We start from the raw sequence: 17,333 nt of genomic DNA on the forward strand, positions 1-17,333 counted from the left end.
CGGAGTTTATCGGGTTTTCAGCCGATCGCCTGCAAGTGCACGGCAAAACGTTCGGCCAACCAACGCGCCGCCGGCCCGAGCGGTTCGTCGCGCCGCCAGACCAGCTCCACCACCAGCGCCGGCGGGGTCCATTCGCTGACCAGTTCGACCATCTGCCGTTGATACCCGGAGTACTGCACAACGTTGCGCGGCAACCAGGCCCAGCCGAGGCCGCGCATCAGCAATTCGGCGATCACATAGAAGCTGTCGGCGCGCCAGACCTGCGGGCTGGCCGGCTCGCTACCGGGGTAGACGCTGGATTGCGCAGCCATCAACAATTGGCGATGTTGGGCCAGTTGCTGGCAATTGACCTCATCCAGCGCCGCCAACGGATGGCCGACGCCACACACGGTGACCATTTCGATACTGCCCAATACCCGCCGCTCCAGCGCCTCGGGAATCTGGTCGTGGTAGAACAACAAACCGAGATCGGCGCGGCGCTCCAAGAGTTTTCTCGCCACATCGCCCTGGGTGCCGTTGGACAATTGCACTTCCAGGCTGGGGAACTGATCTGCCAACGCGTCGAGACTGTCGATGATCGGCTGAAAAGGCATCGCCTCATCCTGGGCCAGGCGAATGCGTGCTTCCTGGCCGCGCATCATCGCCAGCGCCCGACCGTTCAGGCGCTCGCACTGACGCAGCACCTCCCGCGCTTCTTCGAGCAAGGCGCTGCCGGCTTCGGTCAGCTTCGGTTGCCGGCCGCTGCTACGGTCGAACAGGCTCACGCCCAAGTCTTCTTCCAGCAAGGCAATCGAACTGCTGACCGCCGACTGGGCCTTGCGCTGATCCCGCGCCACCGCCGAAAACGAACGTTGTTCCGCTACGCTGACAAACAAACGCAGCTGCTCCAGATTCCATTGCATGCTCATCACCCAACCCATCTCCACAGCAGATAGGTAATGACTTTACCGCATCTGGGGAATCTCTAGAATGCCGACCTCAGAGAGCAACACTTCATACGAGGATTACCCCATGACCGCTTACTACTACCTGGCCATCGCCATCTGCGCCGAAGTGATCGCCACTGTTTCGATGAAAGCGGTCAAAGGTTTCAGCACGCCCCTGCCACTGATCCTGGTCATTGTTGGCTACGGCATCGCCTTCTGGATGCTGACCCTTGTCGTTCGCAGCGTGCCGGTGGGTGTGGCTTACGCGGTGTGGGCCGGGATGGGAATTGTGATGGTCAGCGTCGCGGCACTGTTTATCTATGGGCAGAAGCTGGATGTGCCAGCGATGCTGGGGATGGCGCTGATCGTGTTGGGCGTCGTAGTGATCCAGCTCTTCTCCAAAACTGCCGGGCACTAAGATCCGAAGTCCGATCCATTGTGGGAGCGGGCTTGCTCGCGAAGAGGGTGTGTCAGTCGACATAAATATTGCCTGACACACCGCCTTCGCGAGCAAGCCCGCTCCCACAGGTTTTGCATCCACCCGATTGATCACCGACAAATCCCCTCCGCAGCGAGTCTGTATACTGCGCCCTCGTCTTGAACACTGAGGTCGCTGCATGCCATCCGTTATTTCCACCGACGTTCTGATTGTCGGCGCCGGTGTCGCCGGCCTCTGGCTCAATGCGCGCCTGCGTCGCCAGGGTTTTTCGACCGTGCTGGTGGAAAGTGCCAGCCTCGGCGGCGGGCAAAGCTTGAGGTCCCAGGGCATCATCCACGGCGGCGCCAAGTACGCGCTGCATGGCGCCCTGACCGGCGCCTCGGAAGCCATCGCCGACATGCCGCGCCGCTGGCGTGAAGCGTTGGCCGGTGACGGCGAGCTGGACCTGAGCGGCGTGCGCATGCTGTCCGAAGCTCATTACCTCTGGTCCCCCGGCACCCTCGCCGGCAACCTCACCAGTTTCTTTGCCAGCAAAGCGGTACGCGGCCGGGTCGATCAGGTCAAGGGTGATCAGCTACCGCCCGCCCTGCAGGACAAGCGCTTCAAGGGCAAGGTGTATCGCCTGGCCGAACTGGTCATCGACGTACCGAGCCTGATACAGCGCCTGGCCGATCTGGCCGGTGACGGCTTGCTCGCCGGGCAAACCATCGAGCCGTTGCTGGACGGTGGAATACTGGTTGGCCTGAGAGTCGACGGACGCGAAATCCGCGCCCAGCGCATCGTCCTCAGCGCCGGTGCCGGCACCGCCGCACTGCTCGAAGCATTGGGGCTGAGCCAGCCCGCCATGCAGCGCCGGCCATTGCACATGATCATCGCCAAAGGCCCAAGCCTCAAACCGCTGTACGCCCACTGCCTGGGTGGCGGCACCAAACCGCGCATCACCGTCACCACCCATCCGGCCGCCGATGGCCAGTGGGTCTGGTACCTGGGCGGTGATATCGCCGAAGCCGAAGGCGTGGCCCGCGAACCTGCGGAGCAAATCGCCACGGCGCAGAAAGAGCTCAGCCAGTTGCTGCCATGGATCGACTTGAGCACCGTGCAATGGGCGACCCTGCGCGTGGATCGCGCCGAGCCGCTGCAAACCGGCCTGACCCGTCCGGACAACGCATTCCTTGCCGAGGAGGGTCGGTTGCTGGTGGGTTGGCCGACCAAACTGGCACTGGCGCCGGACTTCGCTGACCGCGTCATCGCCAGCCTGACCCGCGACGGTATTCAACCCGGCCCTGCGGCACCACTGCCCGACCTGCCAAAACCTCCGATGGGCGTTCCTGCCTGGGAGCAACTGCTGCCATGAGCGTAAAGACCCTGCACGACCTGCATCGCCCGCTGGGCAGCACCGGCCTGCTGGTTTCGCCCTTGGGCCTGGGCACCGTAAAACTCGGTCGCGACCAGGGCGTGAAATACCCCAACGGCTTCCAGATTCCCGGCGATGACGAAGCGCGCATGCTGCTCAAACTCGCCCGCGACATGGGCATCAACCTGATCGACACTGCCCCGGCCTACGGTCGCAGCGAAGAGCGCCTCGGCCCGCTGCTGCGCGGTCAGCGTCAGGAGTGGGTGATTGTCAGCAAGGTCGGCGAAGAATTTACCGACGGCCAGTCCCGCCACGACTTCAGCGCCGCCCACACCCGATTGTCCGTGGAACGCAGCCTACAACGTCTGGAAACGGATTTTATCGACCTGGTGCTGGTGCACTCCGACGGTAACGACCTTGCGATCCTCAACGACTGCGAAGTCTACGAGACCCTCGCCGAACTCAAGGCCGAAGGTAAAATTCGCGGTTACGGTTTTTCCGGCAAAACCGTCGAGGGCGGCTTGAAGGCTCTGGAACAAGGTGATTGCGCCATGGTCACCTACAATCTGAACGAACAGAACGAGAAAGCCGTCATTGACTATGCTGCTTCCCACGGCAAAGCGATCCTGGTGAAAAAAGCCCTCGCCAGCGGTCACGTCTGCCTGAGCCCGGGTGTGGACCCGGTGCGCGCCAGCTTCGAGTTGTTGTTTGAACATCCGGGTGTTGCCAGTGCTATTGTCGGGACCATCAATCCGCTGCACCTCGCCCACAACGTCGCGACCGTTGCCCAGGTCCTTCGTAGTAACTGACGCCGCCCACGCGGCCTTAAGCAGGAGCCGACATGCCGCGTACGCTCATTAGAAAGAACCCGAGCAACTTCAAGACCCTGCCGTTGTACGTCGAAGCGACTCCCGAAGGCCTGAGTTATCAGAGTGTCGGGATGCCGCTCAACTTCTCCCAGACCCTGCAACGCCGCCGCCCGGTGGCCGTGCCTGACAGCGAACGGTTCGCCGTGGAACTGGCCAACCTCGGGGTTTCGGTGCGCCTGACCCTGCATTGGCAGAATCGCGATTACTGGGTGCTGGTACGTCAGCGTCGTCAGGACCGTGGCGACGTGGTGCTCAAGCTGATTTCCGGTTACGTACCGGCTCACGAACTGAACCTGCCGCTACACACAGCGATCCAGGAGATTGCCGAAGAGTGCCTGCTGGAAACCCCGGAAGGCTGGCTCGGCGGGCGCTTCAACGATACCTGGCTACCGGCGCCCTACTCGTCCGCCCTGCATTATCGCGAAGCCCTGCCGTTTCGCCTGACGCCGTTGTCCGGCTCGGCGCGCCCCGTGCGTTGCGCCAAAATGCAGTTGATCGAACGACCACGGGCCTACGTGCATCTGCCGACCGCGTCCTTGCAATTGATCTATGACTTGCGCCTGGACGTGCCCAAGGAAGCCAAGTCCCTGAGCCTGTTTCACGTGGACGAACGTCTGGAAGGCGATCAACTGGTGGCGCGGCTGGATCGCAAGCGTCCGGATTTGTACCTGATGCCGTTGCAGGATGGCCAGCCGATGGCTGAGCTCTACACGCTGAAAAAGGATCAACTGTACCCGGCGAGCACTCGCGGTTTGTACCTGGCCGAGAGCTTTGCCCAGCAAGAAGGCTGGCTGGTGCGCGATGAGCGGATTCGCTGGAAGGACTGGGTGCGGCAACAAGGGCTGGCGCCGCCGGGGAAGGATTCAGGGTTGGCGCGGTTGCGGGGGAAGGCGAAGCAATTGCTGAAGAAAATCGTGCCGCGTAAAAAAGTTGGCTCTTAAAAGCAAAAGATCGCAGCCTTCGGCAGCTCCTACCAGGGTGCTGCCGAAGGCTGCGATCTTTTGACTTTGTGGCGAGGGAGCTTGCTCCCGCTCGGCTGCGAAGCAGTCGTAAACCGGCCAGATGCGATTAACCTGAATAATCGCGGTGTATGGTTTTAGGGCCGCTTCGCGCCCCAGCGGGAGCAAGCTCCCTCGCCACAGTGACCGCGTCGTTCTCAGTTATTGCGGATCTTCTCGACAATCGCGGTCGTCGAGCTGTTCTCTACCAGCCCCAACACTTTCACCGTCCCGCCGTAAGCCGCGACGATGTCCGCGCCGACCACCTGGTCGATCCCGTAATCACCACCCTTGACCAACACGTCCGGCTTGACCTCGCGCAGCAGGTTTTCCGGGGTGCCTTCAGGGAAGCTGATGACCCAATCCACCGCGCCCAGACCAGCCAGAACCGCCATGCGCCGGTCAACGCTGTTGATCGGACGACCCGGCCCTTTCAGGCGGCTCACCGAAGCATCGTCATTGACTGCGACGATCAGACGATCGCCCTGGGCCCGCGCCTGCTCAAGGTAGGTCACGTGGCCTGCATGCAGAATGTCGAAGCAACCGTTGGTGAAAACGATTCGCTCGTTATGTGCACGGGCATCGTCAACCGCCAGCAGCAGCTGCTCAAGACCGAGCACACCGCGTTCAGAACCTTCTTCACGCTGGATGGCGCGACGCAGTTCCGGTGCGCTAATGCACGCCGTACCGAGTTTGCCGACCACAATGCCCGCCGCCAGGTTGGCCAGGGCCACGGCGTGGGGCAGTTCTTCGCCAGCGGCAATCGCCGCTGCCAGGGTAGAAATCACCGTATCACCGGCGCCGGTCACGTCGAACACTTCTCGGGCGCGGGCCGGCAGGTGCAGCGCCGGATGATCAGGGCGCAGCAAGGTCATGCCGTGCTCGCCACGGGTCACCAGCAAGGCGCCGAGGTCGAGGTCGTGCATCAGGGTCGCGCCCTTGCTGACCAGTTCGTGCTCATCGGCGCAACGACCGACGATGGCTTCGAACTCGCTGAGGTTCGGCGTGATCACGGTCGCACCACGGTAGATCGAGAAATCCTTGCCCTTGGGGTCGGCCAGCACCGGAATGCCACGGGCACGGGCGGCCTGGATCAGTACCTGATGGTTTTTCAGTGCGCCTTTGCCGTAATCGGACAGCACCAGCACCTTGATGCCTTCGAGCAGTTCGTCGACCTGCTCGCCCAGCGCCAGGGCGTCGGTGGCGAACGGTTCTTCGAAGTCGATACGCAGCAATTGCTGGTGACGGCTCATGACCCGCAGCTTGACGATGGTCGGCTGGTGCGCAATGCGCTGGAACAACGCCCGCACGCCGGCACCCTTGAGGCTGTTGGCCAGGCTGTCGGCGGCTTCATCGTCGCCGGTCACGCCGACCAGCGAAGCCGGGGCGCCGAGGGCGGCGATGTTGAGAGCAACGTTGGCGGCACCGCCCGGGCGGTCCTCGATTTGCTCGACCTTGACCACCGGCACTGGCGCCTCAGGGGAAATCCGTGAGGTACCACCATGCCAGTAACGGTCGAGCATGACATCGCCGACCACCAAGACAGGGGCTTGATCGAATCGCGGCATGGACAACTTCATGGAGCAACCCACATACAAAATGAACAGGGCCGCGATATTAACACAGGGTTGGCGCAGGCTTGTGCGACGGCTGCAACAGGATGAATTGTCAGAGTTTTCTGGTCATTTATTGAGCAGAAATTTCGATAACCGGGCGCAGGCCTCATCCAGCTCCAGATTCTGGGTGTCGATTTCGCACTCGGCCTTCAGCGGCGCCTCATAGGGGCTGTCGATACCGGTGAAGTCCTTGATTCGACCTTGCAGGGCCGCCTGATACAAACCCTTGGGATCGCGTTGCGCGCAAACTGCAAACGGCGTGCTCACATACACCTCGATGAAATCGCCCTCGGCGAACAACTGCCGCGCAGCCTCACGCTCGGCGCGAAACGGCGAAATCGCCGCAACGATCACAATCAGTCCGGCATCGACCATCAGCCGCGCCACTTCGGCCATGCGCCGAATATTTTCCCGCCGACAATCAGCCCCCATGCCCAGATCGCTGCACAGGCCGCCGCGCAGGTTGTCGCCATCGAGAATAAACGTGTGGAAACCACTTTGATTGAGTTGCAGCTCCAGGACATTGGCCAGTGTCGACTTGCCCGCCCCGGACAACCCGGTCAACCACAGGCAACGCGGACGCTGCGCCTTGAGCGCGGCCCGGGCTTCGCTCGACAGTGCCAACCCGTAAGGACGGATCGCAGGCAACGGCGTGGACATCGATTGGGCTTTATTCATAACCGAGCATCTCGTAATCGCGTTGATACACCCGACGCACCAGCCGCCGGGTCCGCACCGAACAAAAATCACGGGCAAGTCTGGGCAGACGCTGCTGCGAACTGTTGACATGGGGCAGCGTCACCGGATGCTTCAACTGCTCGCAGACCAGTTCGAAATCCCGCGTCAGGTGTTCTTGATAGCCGATGAAGTCCAGGGCCAGATGCCCCAGGGAATCAGTGAGAAAATCCGTTTGCGCGGCAAAATGCAGTTGGCGGCTGATCGTTTCCGGATGCAGCCAGCGCGCCACGAAGTCGTCGAAGTCGCGGTACTGATTGACCAGTTTCTGCGCCGCTTGATCGCGCCGGCCCAGCTCGTTCCCACGTAGAAACGCGTAAGCCGAGTAGGCCCTTTCCAGCGGGTCGCGGACGAAGGCGAATTTGAAACTGGCGGCAAACTGTTCGGGAAACTGTTGTTCGTACCAGTACAACGGTAAATGCCCCGGGCTCCAATCGTCGAACAATGCCGCACACACACTGCTCCCGGCACATTTCGGGACATGGATGAACAGGCAGGCATGTTGTGCGAAGGATTGGGGAAATTGAAGGTTGGCCGACATCGACTTGTTTACCACCTGACGGTCCACAACCGACAGGCGCCCCAGCAGGAAGGCCCGCTGTTGCTTGGGCAACAGTTTCCAGAGATATCGTTGCAACATTGCAATACCCGCGCGACGGGGATGGCCCCTTCGATTGAAGTCAAAGTTCGTTCAGGAACCTTAACAAGCGCGGTGCAGAGTTTTATTCAGGTTTGGTCAAGAAGGGTAAAGAACCGGATACAAATCACCTGTGGCGAGGGAGCTTGCTCCCGCTGGGGCGCGAAGCGGCCCTGATCCTTAAGATCTGGTAAGCCGACTTTAGGGCTGCTACGCAGCCCAGCGGGACGGTGCGGCGATCCGACAAGCTCCCTCGCCACAGGGACCGGGAGCTAAACCTTGCTTCGTCAGGCGATGTCTTCTGCCGGGGCATCAAGGCCCATGGCGTTCAAACGGGCGTAGTAACCGTTCTGCGCCAGCAGTTCGGCATGGGTGCCGCGCTCGACGATCCGGCCCTGATCCATGACCAGAATCAGGTCAGCCTTCTCGATGGTCGACAGGCGGTGGGCAATGACCAGCGTGGTCCGGCCTTTCATGACCTGATCTAGCGCGGCCTGAATGTGCCGCTCCGATTCGGTATCAAGGGCCGAAGTGGCCTCGTCGAGGATCAGCAGCGGTGCGTTCTTCAGCAGTGCCCGGGCAATCGCCAGGCGCTGGCGCTGACCACCGGACAGCAACACGCCGTTTTCACCGACCTGAGTGTCCAGGCCTTCAGGCAACTGTGCGATGAAGTCCATGGCGTAAGCGTCTTTCGCCGCTTTCTCGATGTCTTCACGGGGCGCGCCGGCCAGATCACCATAGGCGATGTTGTTGGCCACGGTGTCGCTGAACAGCGTCACATGCTGGGTCACCTGAGCAATGTGTTTGCGCAGGTTCAGCAGTTTGTATTGCTCCACTTCGACGCCATCGATCAGGATCTCGCCCTTGTCGTGGTGATAGAAGCGTGGAATCAGGTTGGCCAAGGTCGATTTGCCACTGCCCGAGCGTCCCACCAGCGCCACCATTTGCCCCGGTTCGACCGAGAAACTGATGTCATTGAGTACCTGGCGATCGGTGTCCGGGTAGGTGAAGCTCAGGTTGCGCACATCCAGGCGACCGCTGACCGAGTCGCGCTCGACGGTGCCGGTATCAACTTCCGGTTCGACGTCCAGTTGTTCGAAAATGCTTTCGGCACCGGCCACACCTTTCTGGATGGTCGAGCTGACTTCAGACAACTGACGGATCGGCTTGGGCAGCAGGCCAGCCAACGTAATGTAGGCAATCATGTCACCGGCAGAAGCATCGCCGCGCAGGTACAGCACCAGGAACATCAACACGGCCATGGCGCTGTAGATCACCAATTGCAGCAGCGGCGTGTAGATTGCGCCGGTGCGGGTCATGCGCAGTTGCTTGTCGGTGTTGCCCTGGCTCGCCGCCAGGAAACGATTTTGCTCGTAGACTTCGCCGCCGAAACTGCGCACCACGCGATAGCCCTGGATCGTTTCCGAGGACACGTGGGTCACATCACCCATGGCCGACTGGATTTTCTTGCTCTGCTTGCGGAATTTCTTGCTGGCGGTGCGTACCATCACGGCGATCAGCGGCAGGATGGCGACCATGACCAGCGTCAAGCGCCAGTTCATCAGCAGCAGCGAGGCAAACAGGAAGATCACCGTCATGCCTTCGCGAATTACGACCTTGATCGCATCTGTGGCCGCCCCGGTCACCATGGTCACGTTGAAGGTGATGCGCGAAATCAGATGACCCGAGTTATGCTTGTCGAAGTAACGGTTCGGCAAGACCAGCAGGTTGTTGAACAACTGCACCCGCAGATCGTGGACCAGCCCGAGGGAAACCTTGGCCAGGAAATAGTTGCCCAGGTAAGAACCAAACCCCTGCCACGCCGCGATCAAGATGATCAGTAACGGCACTGCCTGCAGCAGTTGCAGGTCGCGCAGGTAAGGCACCGTCGGAAACAGTACGGCTTCCGGATTGGACAGACCGTCGACGAAATACTTGAGAATGTAGCCGAGCATTGGCTGCGTCGAGGCGAAAATCAGAAAGCCGACAATGCTGATCAGGAACAGACTGATATACGGCCGTACATAGCCGAGCAGACGGAAGTAGATTTTCAAGCTCGATGGGCTTGCGGAGAGACTGGAGTCGGTCATATCACGCGAATGTCGATAAAAAGGACGCTGACTTTAGCACAGCTTCTTCAGGGTTCTGGCAAACGCATAAAGGCTGTTATTGTTATGCGTCTTAAACAGCATCAAATAGCCATCAACCCGAAATGGCCGATCAACTTCAGGATTGAATCTCTCAGCATGCAACTCAGCGGCTTCAACAGCACGTCCAATCGAGTCTTCGATTTCATTTGCCTGTGGATTCTTCCACTGGGCTATCTCTTGCTCCTGTGCGCCCTGTTCTTTCTCCCCGGACGCAGCCTCCATCACAAACTGTTTTATGGCCTGTTCAGCATTCCATCGCTGATTGCCCTTTGCCTGCGCCCACGGGAACTCAAGGAATTGCTGCGCGAACCGGTGTTTATCGCGATGCTGCTGTTCGCTGCCTGGGCCTTGCTGAGCCTGTGCTGGGGGCCACCGGATGACGACAGCGTCGCCGGCCAGTTCAAACCGGCGCTTCATACCTTGCTGTTGTTCGCCGGCTCCTACCTGCTGGTGCGCCATCGCAGCGAAATCATCCAGCCGTTGCTGTTCAGTGCCGCGATCGTCGGGTTGGTCGCTTCGATCTACAACTTGTACATGTTTGCCCATATCTATCAGCCGGGCATGCGGTTGATTGGCGGCGGCGCGTTCGACAACCCATTGCTCAGCTCCCATATCTTCGGCTTTTTCTGCGCCTACTGGCTGAGCCTGAGCATGACCTGCAAGCGGCGCCAGATGCTCTGGCTCAGCCTTCCGGCGATGACCATCATGTTCGCTGCAGTGATCGCAACAGGTTCCAGAACCCCGCTGGTGGCCCTGACACTGGCGGCGCTATGGTTGAGTTTCATCTGCTGGAATCGTCGCTCGATCGTATTGCTCGCAGCGCTGGCCGTCAGCGGGCTCGCGGTCAGTGCGTTGTTTTCGCGGATGATCATTGAGCGAGGCGATTCCTTTCGCCTGGAAATCTGGCAAATGGCCCTGCACCGGATTGCCGAACATCCGTGGATCGGCCATGGCTACAACGCCAGCCTGACCCTCGACCCCGGCATCGGCTATACCCTGCAAGAGACGCATAATTTTGCCCTTGGCGTGCTCTATTACGTCGGCATTTTCGGCCTGTTGCCCTGGTTGTTTTTTCAGGCCTGGGCCCTGCTGAGTAGCTGGCGCTATCGTGTCCAACCGCTGTTTATCGTCGCTTCGACCTGGTTGATATTCGGCATCGGTGCCGGTTTGACCGAAGGCGGCGGGATCATTTCGCGACCGAAAGAGCACTGGTTCCTGCTGTGGATACCTCTGGCGTTGATCGCCGCGCTGAGCATCAACCAACGCGCCAGACGCCTGCTGACCCTGCCGGTAAAAACACTGCAGCCGACGGCGTTCGAGCAGATGACTGCCAGCGCCCAGGTGATCGAGGAAGACGGCCTGGGGCCTAAAGTCCTGCGACTGGCCGATGGCAGCTTCCTCAAGCTGTTCCGTCGCCGCCGCTGGTATACCTCAGGCAGTTTCAACCCCTATTCAGAACGCTTTGCCGTTAACAGCGAGCAACTGCGCAACATGGGTATTCCAACGCCGCTGACCCTGGGTCTGTACCGCCTCGAAGACGGCAGCAGCGCAGTGCATTACTCGCCGCTGCCGGGCAACACCCTGCGTCAGGTTCTGCAAGGGATCACCGCGCCGGCAGTGCGTCAGGCGCTGGTAGAGCGTTTCGGCAAGTTCATGGCGCAGTTACATGAGCAAGGCGTGTACTTCCGCTCATTGCATCTGGGTAACGTACTGGTGCTCGGTGACGGCGAGTTCGGCCTGATCGACCTGGCCGACATGCGCATCTATCCGTCGTCACTGAGCCTGTCTCTGCGTCAGCGAAATTTGCGTCACATGCAACGCTACACCGAGGATCGGCGCTGGTTGTTCGAAGATCACTTCCAGGCGCTGCTCCAGGGATACGCCGCCACCGCATCCACATCCGCCGTCAATAACCTGCACAGGCAAGTGCTGGCCGCCAGCAACACGGCCAAGGCTCACTGATGACCGAAACCAATCCCCTTATTGCGCTGGTAGCCTATCTACTGGCCATCGTGACCGCCGCATTGTTATTGCGCGCCGTCCCGAAAATCGCTCGGCACCTTCAGCATTCCGGTGAAAGTCGCTACGCCAGCATCGATGGCCTGCGCGGCTATCTGGCGTTCGGTGTGTTCGTGCACCACTCGATCATTACCTGGATCTTTTTACGCACGGGTGTGATTGATTTTCCACCGAGCAATTTCTACTCACAGCTTGGCCAGGGCAGCGTTGCGCTGTTTTTCATGATCACCGGTTTTCTGTTCTGGAGCCGGTTACTCGCCCAGGGACGTAATCACGACTGGCAGGCGTTTGCGATATCCCGGCTGTTTCGCCTCTATCCGCTGTACCTGCCGCTGATGTTGCTGGTGTTTGTCTCGGTCTTCCACTTGCAGAATTGGGAGCTGAAGGAGTCGGGCCTGCGGCTTGCCGGGCAGATTCTGGCCTGGTTGACCTTCGACCGACCGGACGTCAACCAGTACCACCAAACCGGCATGCTCATCTCCAATGTCACCTGGACCCTGGGCTACGAAGTGTTTTTCTACCTGGCACTGCCCCTCGCCGCCATGGTGTTTGTCTATCGCGGTAGTTGGCTACAAGTGGTGTTGTGTCTGATCGGCATTTACGCCCTGTACCAGGTGGTCGGCTGGGAGCATTCGCTGAAGAAGCACTTCCTGGCCAGCTTCCTCGGGGGGATCGGTGCCGCCTACTGGGTTCGTCGACCGCAGCTGGTGGCCTGGAGTCAGACGCGCCTGGCCGGCATCATCGCGTTGATCGCGCTGGCGATTGCCTTTACCGCCTACAGCCGTGCGTTCAGCCTGATGCCGCTGCTGCTGATGTCGGTATTTTTTGTGATCGTGGCATCCGGACATACGCTATTCGGCGCCCTGAAACCACGCAGCATCCGTTGGCTCGGAGAAATCAGCTACAGCACCTACTTGCTGCATGGTTTCCTGCTCTGGGTGATGGTGCAGCGCCTGCCGCATATATTGCCCATCGATACCCGTGAAACCTGGACCTTCCTGCCAATGATGGCTCTATGCACGTGCCTGCTGATCATCATCAGTAGCCTGACCTTTCTGTACATCGAAAAGCCAGGCATCACCGCAGGCAAGAAAGTCTCGCAGTGGCTACGCCAACGCCAGGACGCCGATAAGCGCCTGGCGGAAAAGATCGCCCGCTAATCGCGAGCGACCGATCTGACAGGTTTCAGTCTTTTTCCAGGGGCGAAAAGTACAGCCTCCCCAGGCCACGCCAGGTTTTCTTGTTCCAGGCCTTGAACGGGATCTGCGCCAGCAGTTCCCGCGCCAGCGTGCGATCGCGGTTGGCGGTTTTCAGGAACATCGAGCTCAGGAATTTATAGCGCACCTCGTCGTACAGCGGATGATCGCTGAACAGCGCATAGGAACGCAGGATGTTGTCGATCATGAAACGGTGATTCTTGTAGGAGTTGGTGGCGTGCTTGCGGTAGCGCGCCATCAGCACGTTCAGGCCATCGATGAAGTAACCGGCATGGGTCACCTTCAGCTCGATCAGCAGGTCCTCCAGACGGATGTTCGGATCGAATCCACCCACCTTGTCCAGCGCCTCACGGCGAATCATCAGGGTCGGTGCCGGCGGGTAAGGTTTGCGCTCCAGGAACATGTCATCGAAGTCCAGGCGACGGAACGGCACATCCCGGCGTTGGCGTTTCTCCGGGTACAGGTTGCCGTCGGCGTCGATCAGCTCGATGTTGCCGGCGCAGATACCGACCTCGGGCTTGCCATCCATGTAGGCAACCTGAGTGGCGATGCGCTCGGGCAACATGATGTCATCGGAGCCGAACGGTACGATCAGGCTGCCTTTTGAACGAGCGATCGCGCCATTAAGCGTGTTGGTCAGCCCTTGATTCTCCTGCACCCGGAAATCGAAGCCGTGTTGCGCCTGTAACGCCTTGATGCGCTCGACACTGTCGTCCTTGGAGCCGTCATCGATCACCAGCAATTCGATGTTCGAATAGGTCTGGTTGAGGACGCTGAGGATGCTTTCCTCAATGTAGGGAGCGTGGTTGTACGACGCAATGATGACGGTGACGATGGGTTGCGCGTCGTTCATTTCTGTTCCTTGCGGGCCTGATCCAGGCCAGAGTCGATCAGGTTCAGGTACTCCTGGCGGAACACCTCGATGTCGTGTTCTTTCTGCAAATAGCGGAACGCCTGTTCGCCCTTGGCCTTGAGTTCGTCGTCCGAAAGAGCCAGGTAGTTATCCAGCGCCGCGACCAGGCTCGGCACATCCTTTGGCGTAATCGCCAGCCCACCGGCGCCCTCGATCAGCGGCAACATGGCCGGCACGTTGGAGGCGATCACCGGCAGGTGCCCGCTCATGCCTTCGAGCAGCGCCAGGCCCAGGCCTTCGGCCAGCGACGGCATGGTCCAGACGTCAAACGCGCGGATGTACTGCAAGGCGATTTCCTTGAAGCCCAACAGGTGCGCACGGCCGGTCAGGCCCAAGTGTTCGATCTCGGCTGCCAGTTTCGACTCTTCGCGGCCGGCACCGATGATCGCCAGTTGGGTGTTCGGGTACTTGTCCTTGAGTGCAGCAAACGCCTGCAACAGGTAGGTGTGGCCCTTGACCGGCACCAAGCGGCCCAGTGCCCCGATCAAGCGTACCGACGGATCAATGCCCAGCATTTCACGGGCACGCTCGCGGCTGTGCTGCAAGCCTTCGGCCTGCTCGATATCAATGGCGTTGGTAATTGCATAGGTGTTCTGGTCGGTGAAACCGCAGTCGCAGTCCAGCAGGTACTGTTTAACCGCCGGTGAAACACCGACAAAGCGCCAGTGGCGATCGATCAGGCGCTGGGTCTGGCGGCGCCGGTAAAACCGGTCGTACTCGCCGAAGCCATGGGAAATACCGATGCACAGTGGCACTTTCAGCCAGCGGTTGAGCGTCAGCATCATGTTCACGGGTTTGAAGCGGTTGCAGATCACTACGTCGAATTTTTCAGCGCGGCAGAATTTGAACAACTGCCACATCGCACGCAGGCGCATGCCCTTGAGGGACTTGTCGGAAAACTCGAAATACACCGAACGGTCGGCACGGCTCACCGCCTCGCCTGGCCCTGGCTTGCCCCGCAGGAACGCGGCGGTTACCTCATAGCGATCGTTCGGCAGCGCCTTGACGATCTGCTCTGCCAGGTCGGCAAAATCATGGGCTTTGACGTTGTAGTCAGGCTGCAGCTGCAGAACCTTTGACCGTTGACTCATAACTCTCCCCGTGGAAACCAGTCGCATCGATGACCCAGACCGGTTCGGCGACCATGCGCCTGACCTCGGCCGGATCGGGTGGGGGCAACCGTGACCACTCGTTGCGCTTCCAGCAAACGAAGTGGAAATACGGAAACCGGCGATCGCCATCGCGATCATTGCTTAAACAACCATTGTGCCAATACCAGTGACGCGGAAAATCATCCGTGCCGTCATGCCACTTGATGCAGCCACCCGGCGTGCTGAATGCCTCGGTGAACTCGCTGCGGCGACGCCACGGATTAAGCTTGCCCACCAACGTGAACAATGGCTCTGGAAAATTCTTGCGCCAGAGGAAGATACGGCTGAAGGCCCCTTCGTCCAGTGCGTGATGTTCATGATCGGTAAAGCGCTTTTGCCAACCCTTGATCTGCATGAACAACTCACGCTTGCGCGCGGTGTTGCGCATCAGGCAAAGGTGCCCGGCGACCCGCCGTTCATGGGTGGAAAACAGGTCATAAGCGGCCAGCCGATCAGGGGTGAAGTAACTTCGCAGGTCACCATACACCAGATCAATATCGCCGAACGCCCAGAAATCATAGCCTTGCAGGCGGTCGGCGTGAATGTGTCCCAACGCCGGTTTGATGTCGCACAGTTTGTAAGCCGCAGCGGGCGCAAAGTCGATGTCCAAGCGCCGGGACACCAGCGCACAGTAATCGCTGAAGCTCATGGTCTCGACGGTGACGTTGGGCGGCAGGTTCTCGGGAATGCCGCAGTCACTGAACAACAACCAGTCGATGTCAGGGTTACGCCTGCAACTCTCCAGAAAGAACGGCATCCAGAACGGCCATTGACCGAAATAAGGAATCAGAAAAAGAATACGCGGGCATGGATTCATCACAGAAACTTCACTGCGGCTGATTAATTTGTCGTCATGCTAAACCGCGTCATGCTTCATTTTTACTGTGCAGTTGTATCGTTATGCTTCAAAACCCAAAACAATTCATGGCGCCTGACGGCTTTGCGAAAAAACTCGTTCTCGCCATAAGTTGGCGGAACACGCCCAGCCAGCTGGCGTTGTATCCAGCGGCGCAAACGTCGCTTGAACGGCAGGGGTGGCTGCAGGTCATGCATCATCCCCAACGCCATCGCCTTGTCCCGCTGTTGCTCGATAGACATCGGCAAGCAGCACGGCTGCATCGCCACGGTCGAATCGAACGCCGGCGGCAGTGCGATGCCATGGCCTGCGTCGCCCATCGGCCAGCGATCGTTGTCGTGCAGATGGTTGGCGTAACCGAGCAGGGTCGGCTGCCAGTCCAGTCCTCTGAGCGCTTCGAGGACGGCGTCCTGCGCACAGAGATGGTCAGGGTGCGGATCAAGGGTCGGGTGCGGCAGGACGATCACGTCCGGGCGTGCTCGCAGCAATACTTCGCGCAGATCAGCCAGCAAATTGTTCCAGGTCGGCGCACCGTCGGCGTCACCGGGCAAGGTGAACGGGTTCAACTGGCGGAACAGGCGAGTGTCGCCCAACTCGGCTTCCCGCGAGCCCATCGGTTGTGACGGCGCCGCTTTCATCGCCGCCAATTGCAGACAGAAATAGCCCAACTGCACGCAATGCGCTTCAGGCACGCCAGCCCAGCGCGGCACGGCGATGCTGTCCCAGGCGCGCAGCCGGCCCTTGAGGCGCGCCGCCTCGACCTTGTTCAGGCCCATCTGCTGATAGTGTTCGGCTTCGATCTCACCAGCGGTCAGGGTGACGATCCAGGCTTCATTGGCCTGGCTGTATAAACCGTAGGCCGCCAGTTCCGCATCATCGGCGTGGGGCGCAATGACCATCACGCGCTGGCGGTGGTAATCCGGTTGTTCGAAAGCCCAAAGCACTGGCTCACCGAAGACTTTGCAGAAGCGCCCGCGCAACCGCAACTGCCCTTGGGATAGAACGTGCACCTGACCGCTGAGATTCAGATAACGCAGGCCATTGACGCCACGCTCGAAGGTTTGCCGATCCGGGTGGTTGCCACCCGCCAGCTCGACCACCGGGTCGAAAAAGCGACCCAGCCAAGTGCTTTTCACCCGCAGCGCCAGTACCAGCGTGGCGTCGTCGACCAACATCACGCCTTCGTCCAACCGCAAATGCTCGCCCACCAGGTGAACCTTGGGCCGTTGGGTGTAGGGCGGAAAGCTGTACTGGTAATCGTCTTTGGGTGAATAAAACAAATGGTCGGCGAACCACGCCTCATGCGCGATCCAGCCCAGGACCGCGAGCACCAGCGGCAGCCACCAGGCCACCAGCATGCCGACGACTATCAACAGCGCCAACGCGATCAGCAGGCCGATGCGTTTGTTGCGACGGTGACGCTTGAGCAGTTGCTGTTTGCGGTTCATGGGTT

Annotated in this window: 15 protein-coding genes; 6 read left to right on the forward strand and 9 right to left on the reverse strand. The window is 60.0% G+C overall.

What is annotated here, in order from left to right; genetic code table 11:
• Positions 1–17 precede the first annotated feature (17 nt).
• Positions 18–908 (reverse strand): LysR family transcriptional regulator, encoded by an 891-nt coding sequence (locus tag ACWIKB_RS10270; RefSeq protein ID WP_475266568.1) that lies wholly within the window; start codon positions 906–908, stop codon positions 18–20.
• A 103-nt stretch (positions 909–1,011) separates the two neighbouring features.
• On the opposite strand from ACWIKB_RS10270, the gene ACWIKB_RS10275 reads away from it, so the two are divergent.
• From ACWIKB_RS10275 to ACWIKB_RS10290, 4 genes are all read left to right on the forward strand, one after another.
• Positions 1,012–1,344, forward strand: a complete 333-nt coding sequence (locus ACWIKB_RS10275; RefSeq protein WP_008027887.1) for a DMT family transporter — start codon at positions 1,012–1,014, stop codon at positions 1,342–1,344.
• Between the two features lie 199 nt (positions 1,345–1,543).
• Positions 1,544–2,719, forward strand: coding sequence for an NAD(P)/FAD-dependent oxidoreductase (locus ACWIKB_RS10280; RefSeq protein WP_475266570.1), 1,176 nt, complete (start codon positions 1,544–1,546; stop codon positions 2,717–2,719).
• Entirely contained in the window at positions 2,716–3,528 is an 813-nt protein-coding gene (locus tag ACWIKB_RS10285) for an aldo/keto reductase (RefSeq protein WP_475266572.1), read from the forward strand. Before ACWIKB_RS10280 ends, ACWIKB_RS10285 begins: the two co-directional genes overlap by 4 nt.
• A gap of 32 nt (positions 3,529–3,560) precedes the next feature.
• Positions 3,561–4,529 carry a metal ABC transporter ATPase gene (locus ACWIKB_RS10290; RefSeq protein WP_475266573.1) on the forward strand — a complete coding sequence of 323 codons (969 nt, stop codon included), beginning with the start codon at positions 3,561–3,563 and terminating at the stop codon, positions 4,527–4,529.
• A 215-nt stretch (positions 4,530–4,744) separates the two neighbouring features.
• Here the strand turns inward: ACWIKB_RS10290 and hldE are convergent, their stop codons facing one another.
• The 4 genes from hldE to msbA form a co-directional block, all read right to left on the reverse strand.
• Positions 4,745–6,166 (reverse strand): bifunctional D-glycero-beta-D-manno-heptose-7-phosphate kinase/D-glycero-beta-D-manno-heptose 1-phosphate adenylyltransferase HldE, encoded by a 1,422-nt coding sequence (hldE, locus tag ACWIKB_RS10295; protein ID WP_475266574.1) that lies wholly within the window; start codon positions 6,164–6,166, stop codon positions 4,745–4,747.
• A gap of 102 nt (positions 6,167–6,268) precedes the next feature.
• Positions 6,269–6,880: an adenylyl-sulfate kinase gene (cysC, locus tag ACWIKB_RS10300; protein ID WP_475266575.1), complete on the reverse strand. Its 612-nt coding sequence runs from the start codon at positions 6,878–6,880 to the stop codon at positions 6,269–6,271.
• Positions 6,873–7,577, reverse strand: a complete 705-nt coding sequence (locus tag ACWIKB_RS10305; protein ID WP_475266576.1) for a sulfotransferase family 2 domain-containing protein — start codon at positions 7,575–7,577, stop codon at positions 6,873–6,875. The genes cysC and ACWIKB_RS10305 overlap by 8 nt, the downstream gene beginning before the upstream one ends.
• Before the next feature lie 284 nt (positions 7,578–7,861).
• Entirely contained in the window at positions 7,862–9,664 is a 1,803-nt protein-coding gene (gene msbA / locus ACWIKB_RS10310) for a lipid A export permease/ATP-binding protein MsbA (protein WP_475266577.1), read from the reverse strand.
• 156 nt (positions 9,665–9,820) lie between these two features.
• Between msbA and ACWIKB_RS10315 the strand changes: the two genes are divergently transcribed.
• Both ACWIKB_RS10315 and ACWIKB_RS10320 read left to right on the forward strand, forming a co-directional pair.
• Complete coding sequence (locus ACWIKB_RS10315) at positions 9,821–11,686, forward strand: O-antigen ligase family protein (RefSeq protein ID WP_475266858.1); 1,866 nt, start codon at positions 9,821–9,823, stop codon at positions 11,684–11,686.
• Positions 11,686–12,903: an acyltransferase family protein gene (locus tag ACWIKB_RS10320; RefSeq protein WP_475266579.1), complete on the forward strand. Its 1,218-nt coding sequence runs from the start codon at positions 11,686–11,688 to the stop codon at positions 12,901–12,903. Before ACWIKB_RS10315 ends, ACWIKB_RS10320 begins: the two co-directional genes overlap by 1 nt.
• Positions 12,904–12,928: 25 nt before the next feature.
• On the opposite strand, the gene ACWIKB_RS10325 is transcribed toward ACWIKB_RS10320, so the two are convergent.
• The 4 genes from ACWIKB_RS10325 to ACWIKB_RS10340 are packed head-to-tail and all read right to left on the reverse strand — an operon-like array spanning position 12,929 to position 17,328.
• Positions 12,929–13,813: a glycosyltransferase gene (locus ACWIKB_RS10325; RefSeq protein WP_475266580.1), complete on the reverse strand. Its 885-nt coding sequence runs from the start codon at positions 13,811–13,813 to the stop codon at positions 12,929–12,931.
• Complete coding sequence (locus ACWIKB_RS10330) at positions 13,810–14,964, reverse strand: glycosyltransferase family 4 protein (protein ID WP_475266582.1); 1,155 nt, start codon at positions 14,962–14,964, stop codon at positions 13,810–13,812. The genes ACWIKB_RS10325 and ACWIKB_RS10330 overlap by 4 nt, the downstream gene beginning before the upstream one ends.
• Positions 14,927–15,844, reverse strand: coding sequence for a DUF6625 family protein (locus ACWIKB_RS10335; RefSeq protein WP_475266584.1), 918 nt, complete (start codon positions 15,842–15,844; stop codon positions 14,927–14,929). Before ACWIKB_RS10335 ends, ACWIKB_RS10330 begins: the two co-directional genes overlap by 38 nt.
• A 59-nt stretch (positions 15,845–15,903) precedes the next feature.
• Positions 15,904–17,328, reverse strand: a complete 1,425-nt coding sequence (locus ACWIKB_RS10340; protein WP_475266586.1) for a PIG-L deacetylase family protein — start codon at positions 17,326–17,328, stop codon at positions 15,904–15,906.
• Positions 17,329–17,333: the final 5 nt, after the last annotated feature.

The organism is Pseudomonas sp. 5Vm1k (assembly GCF_056161485.1).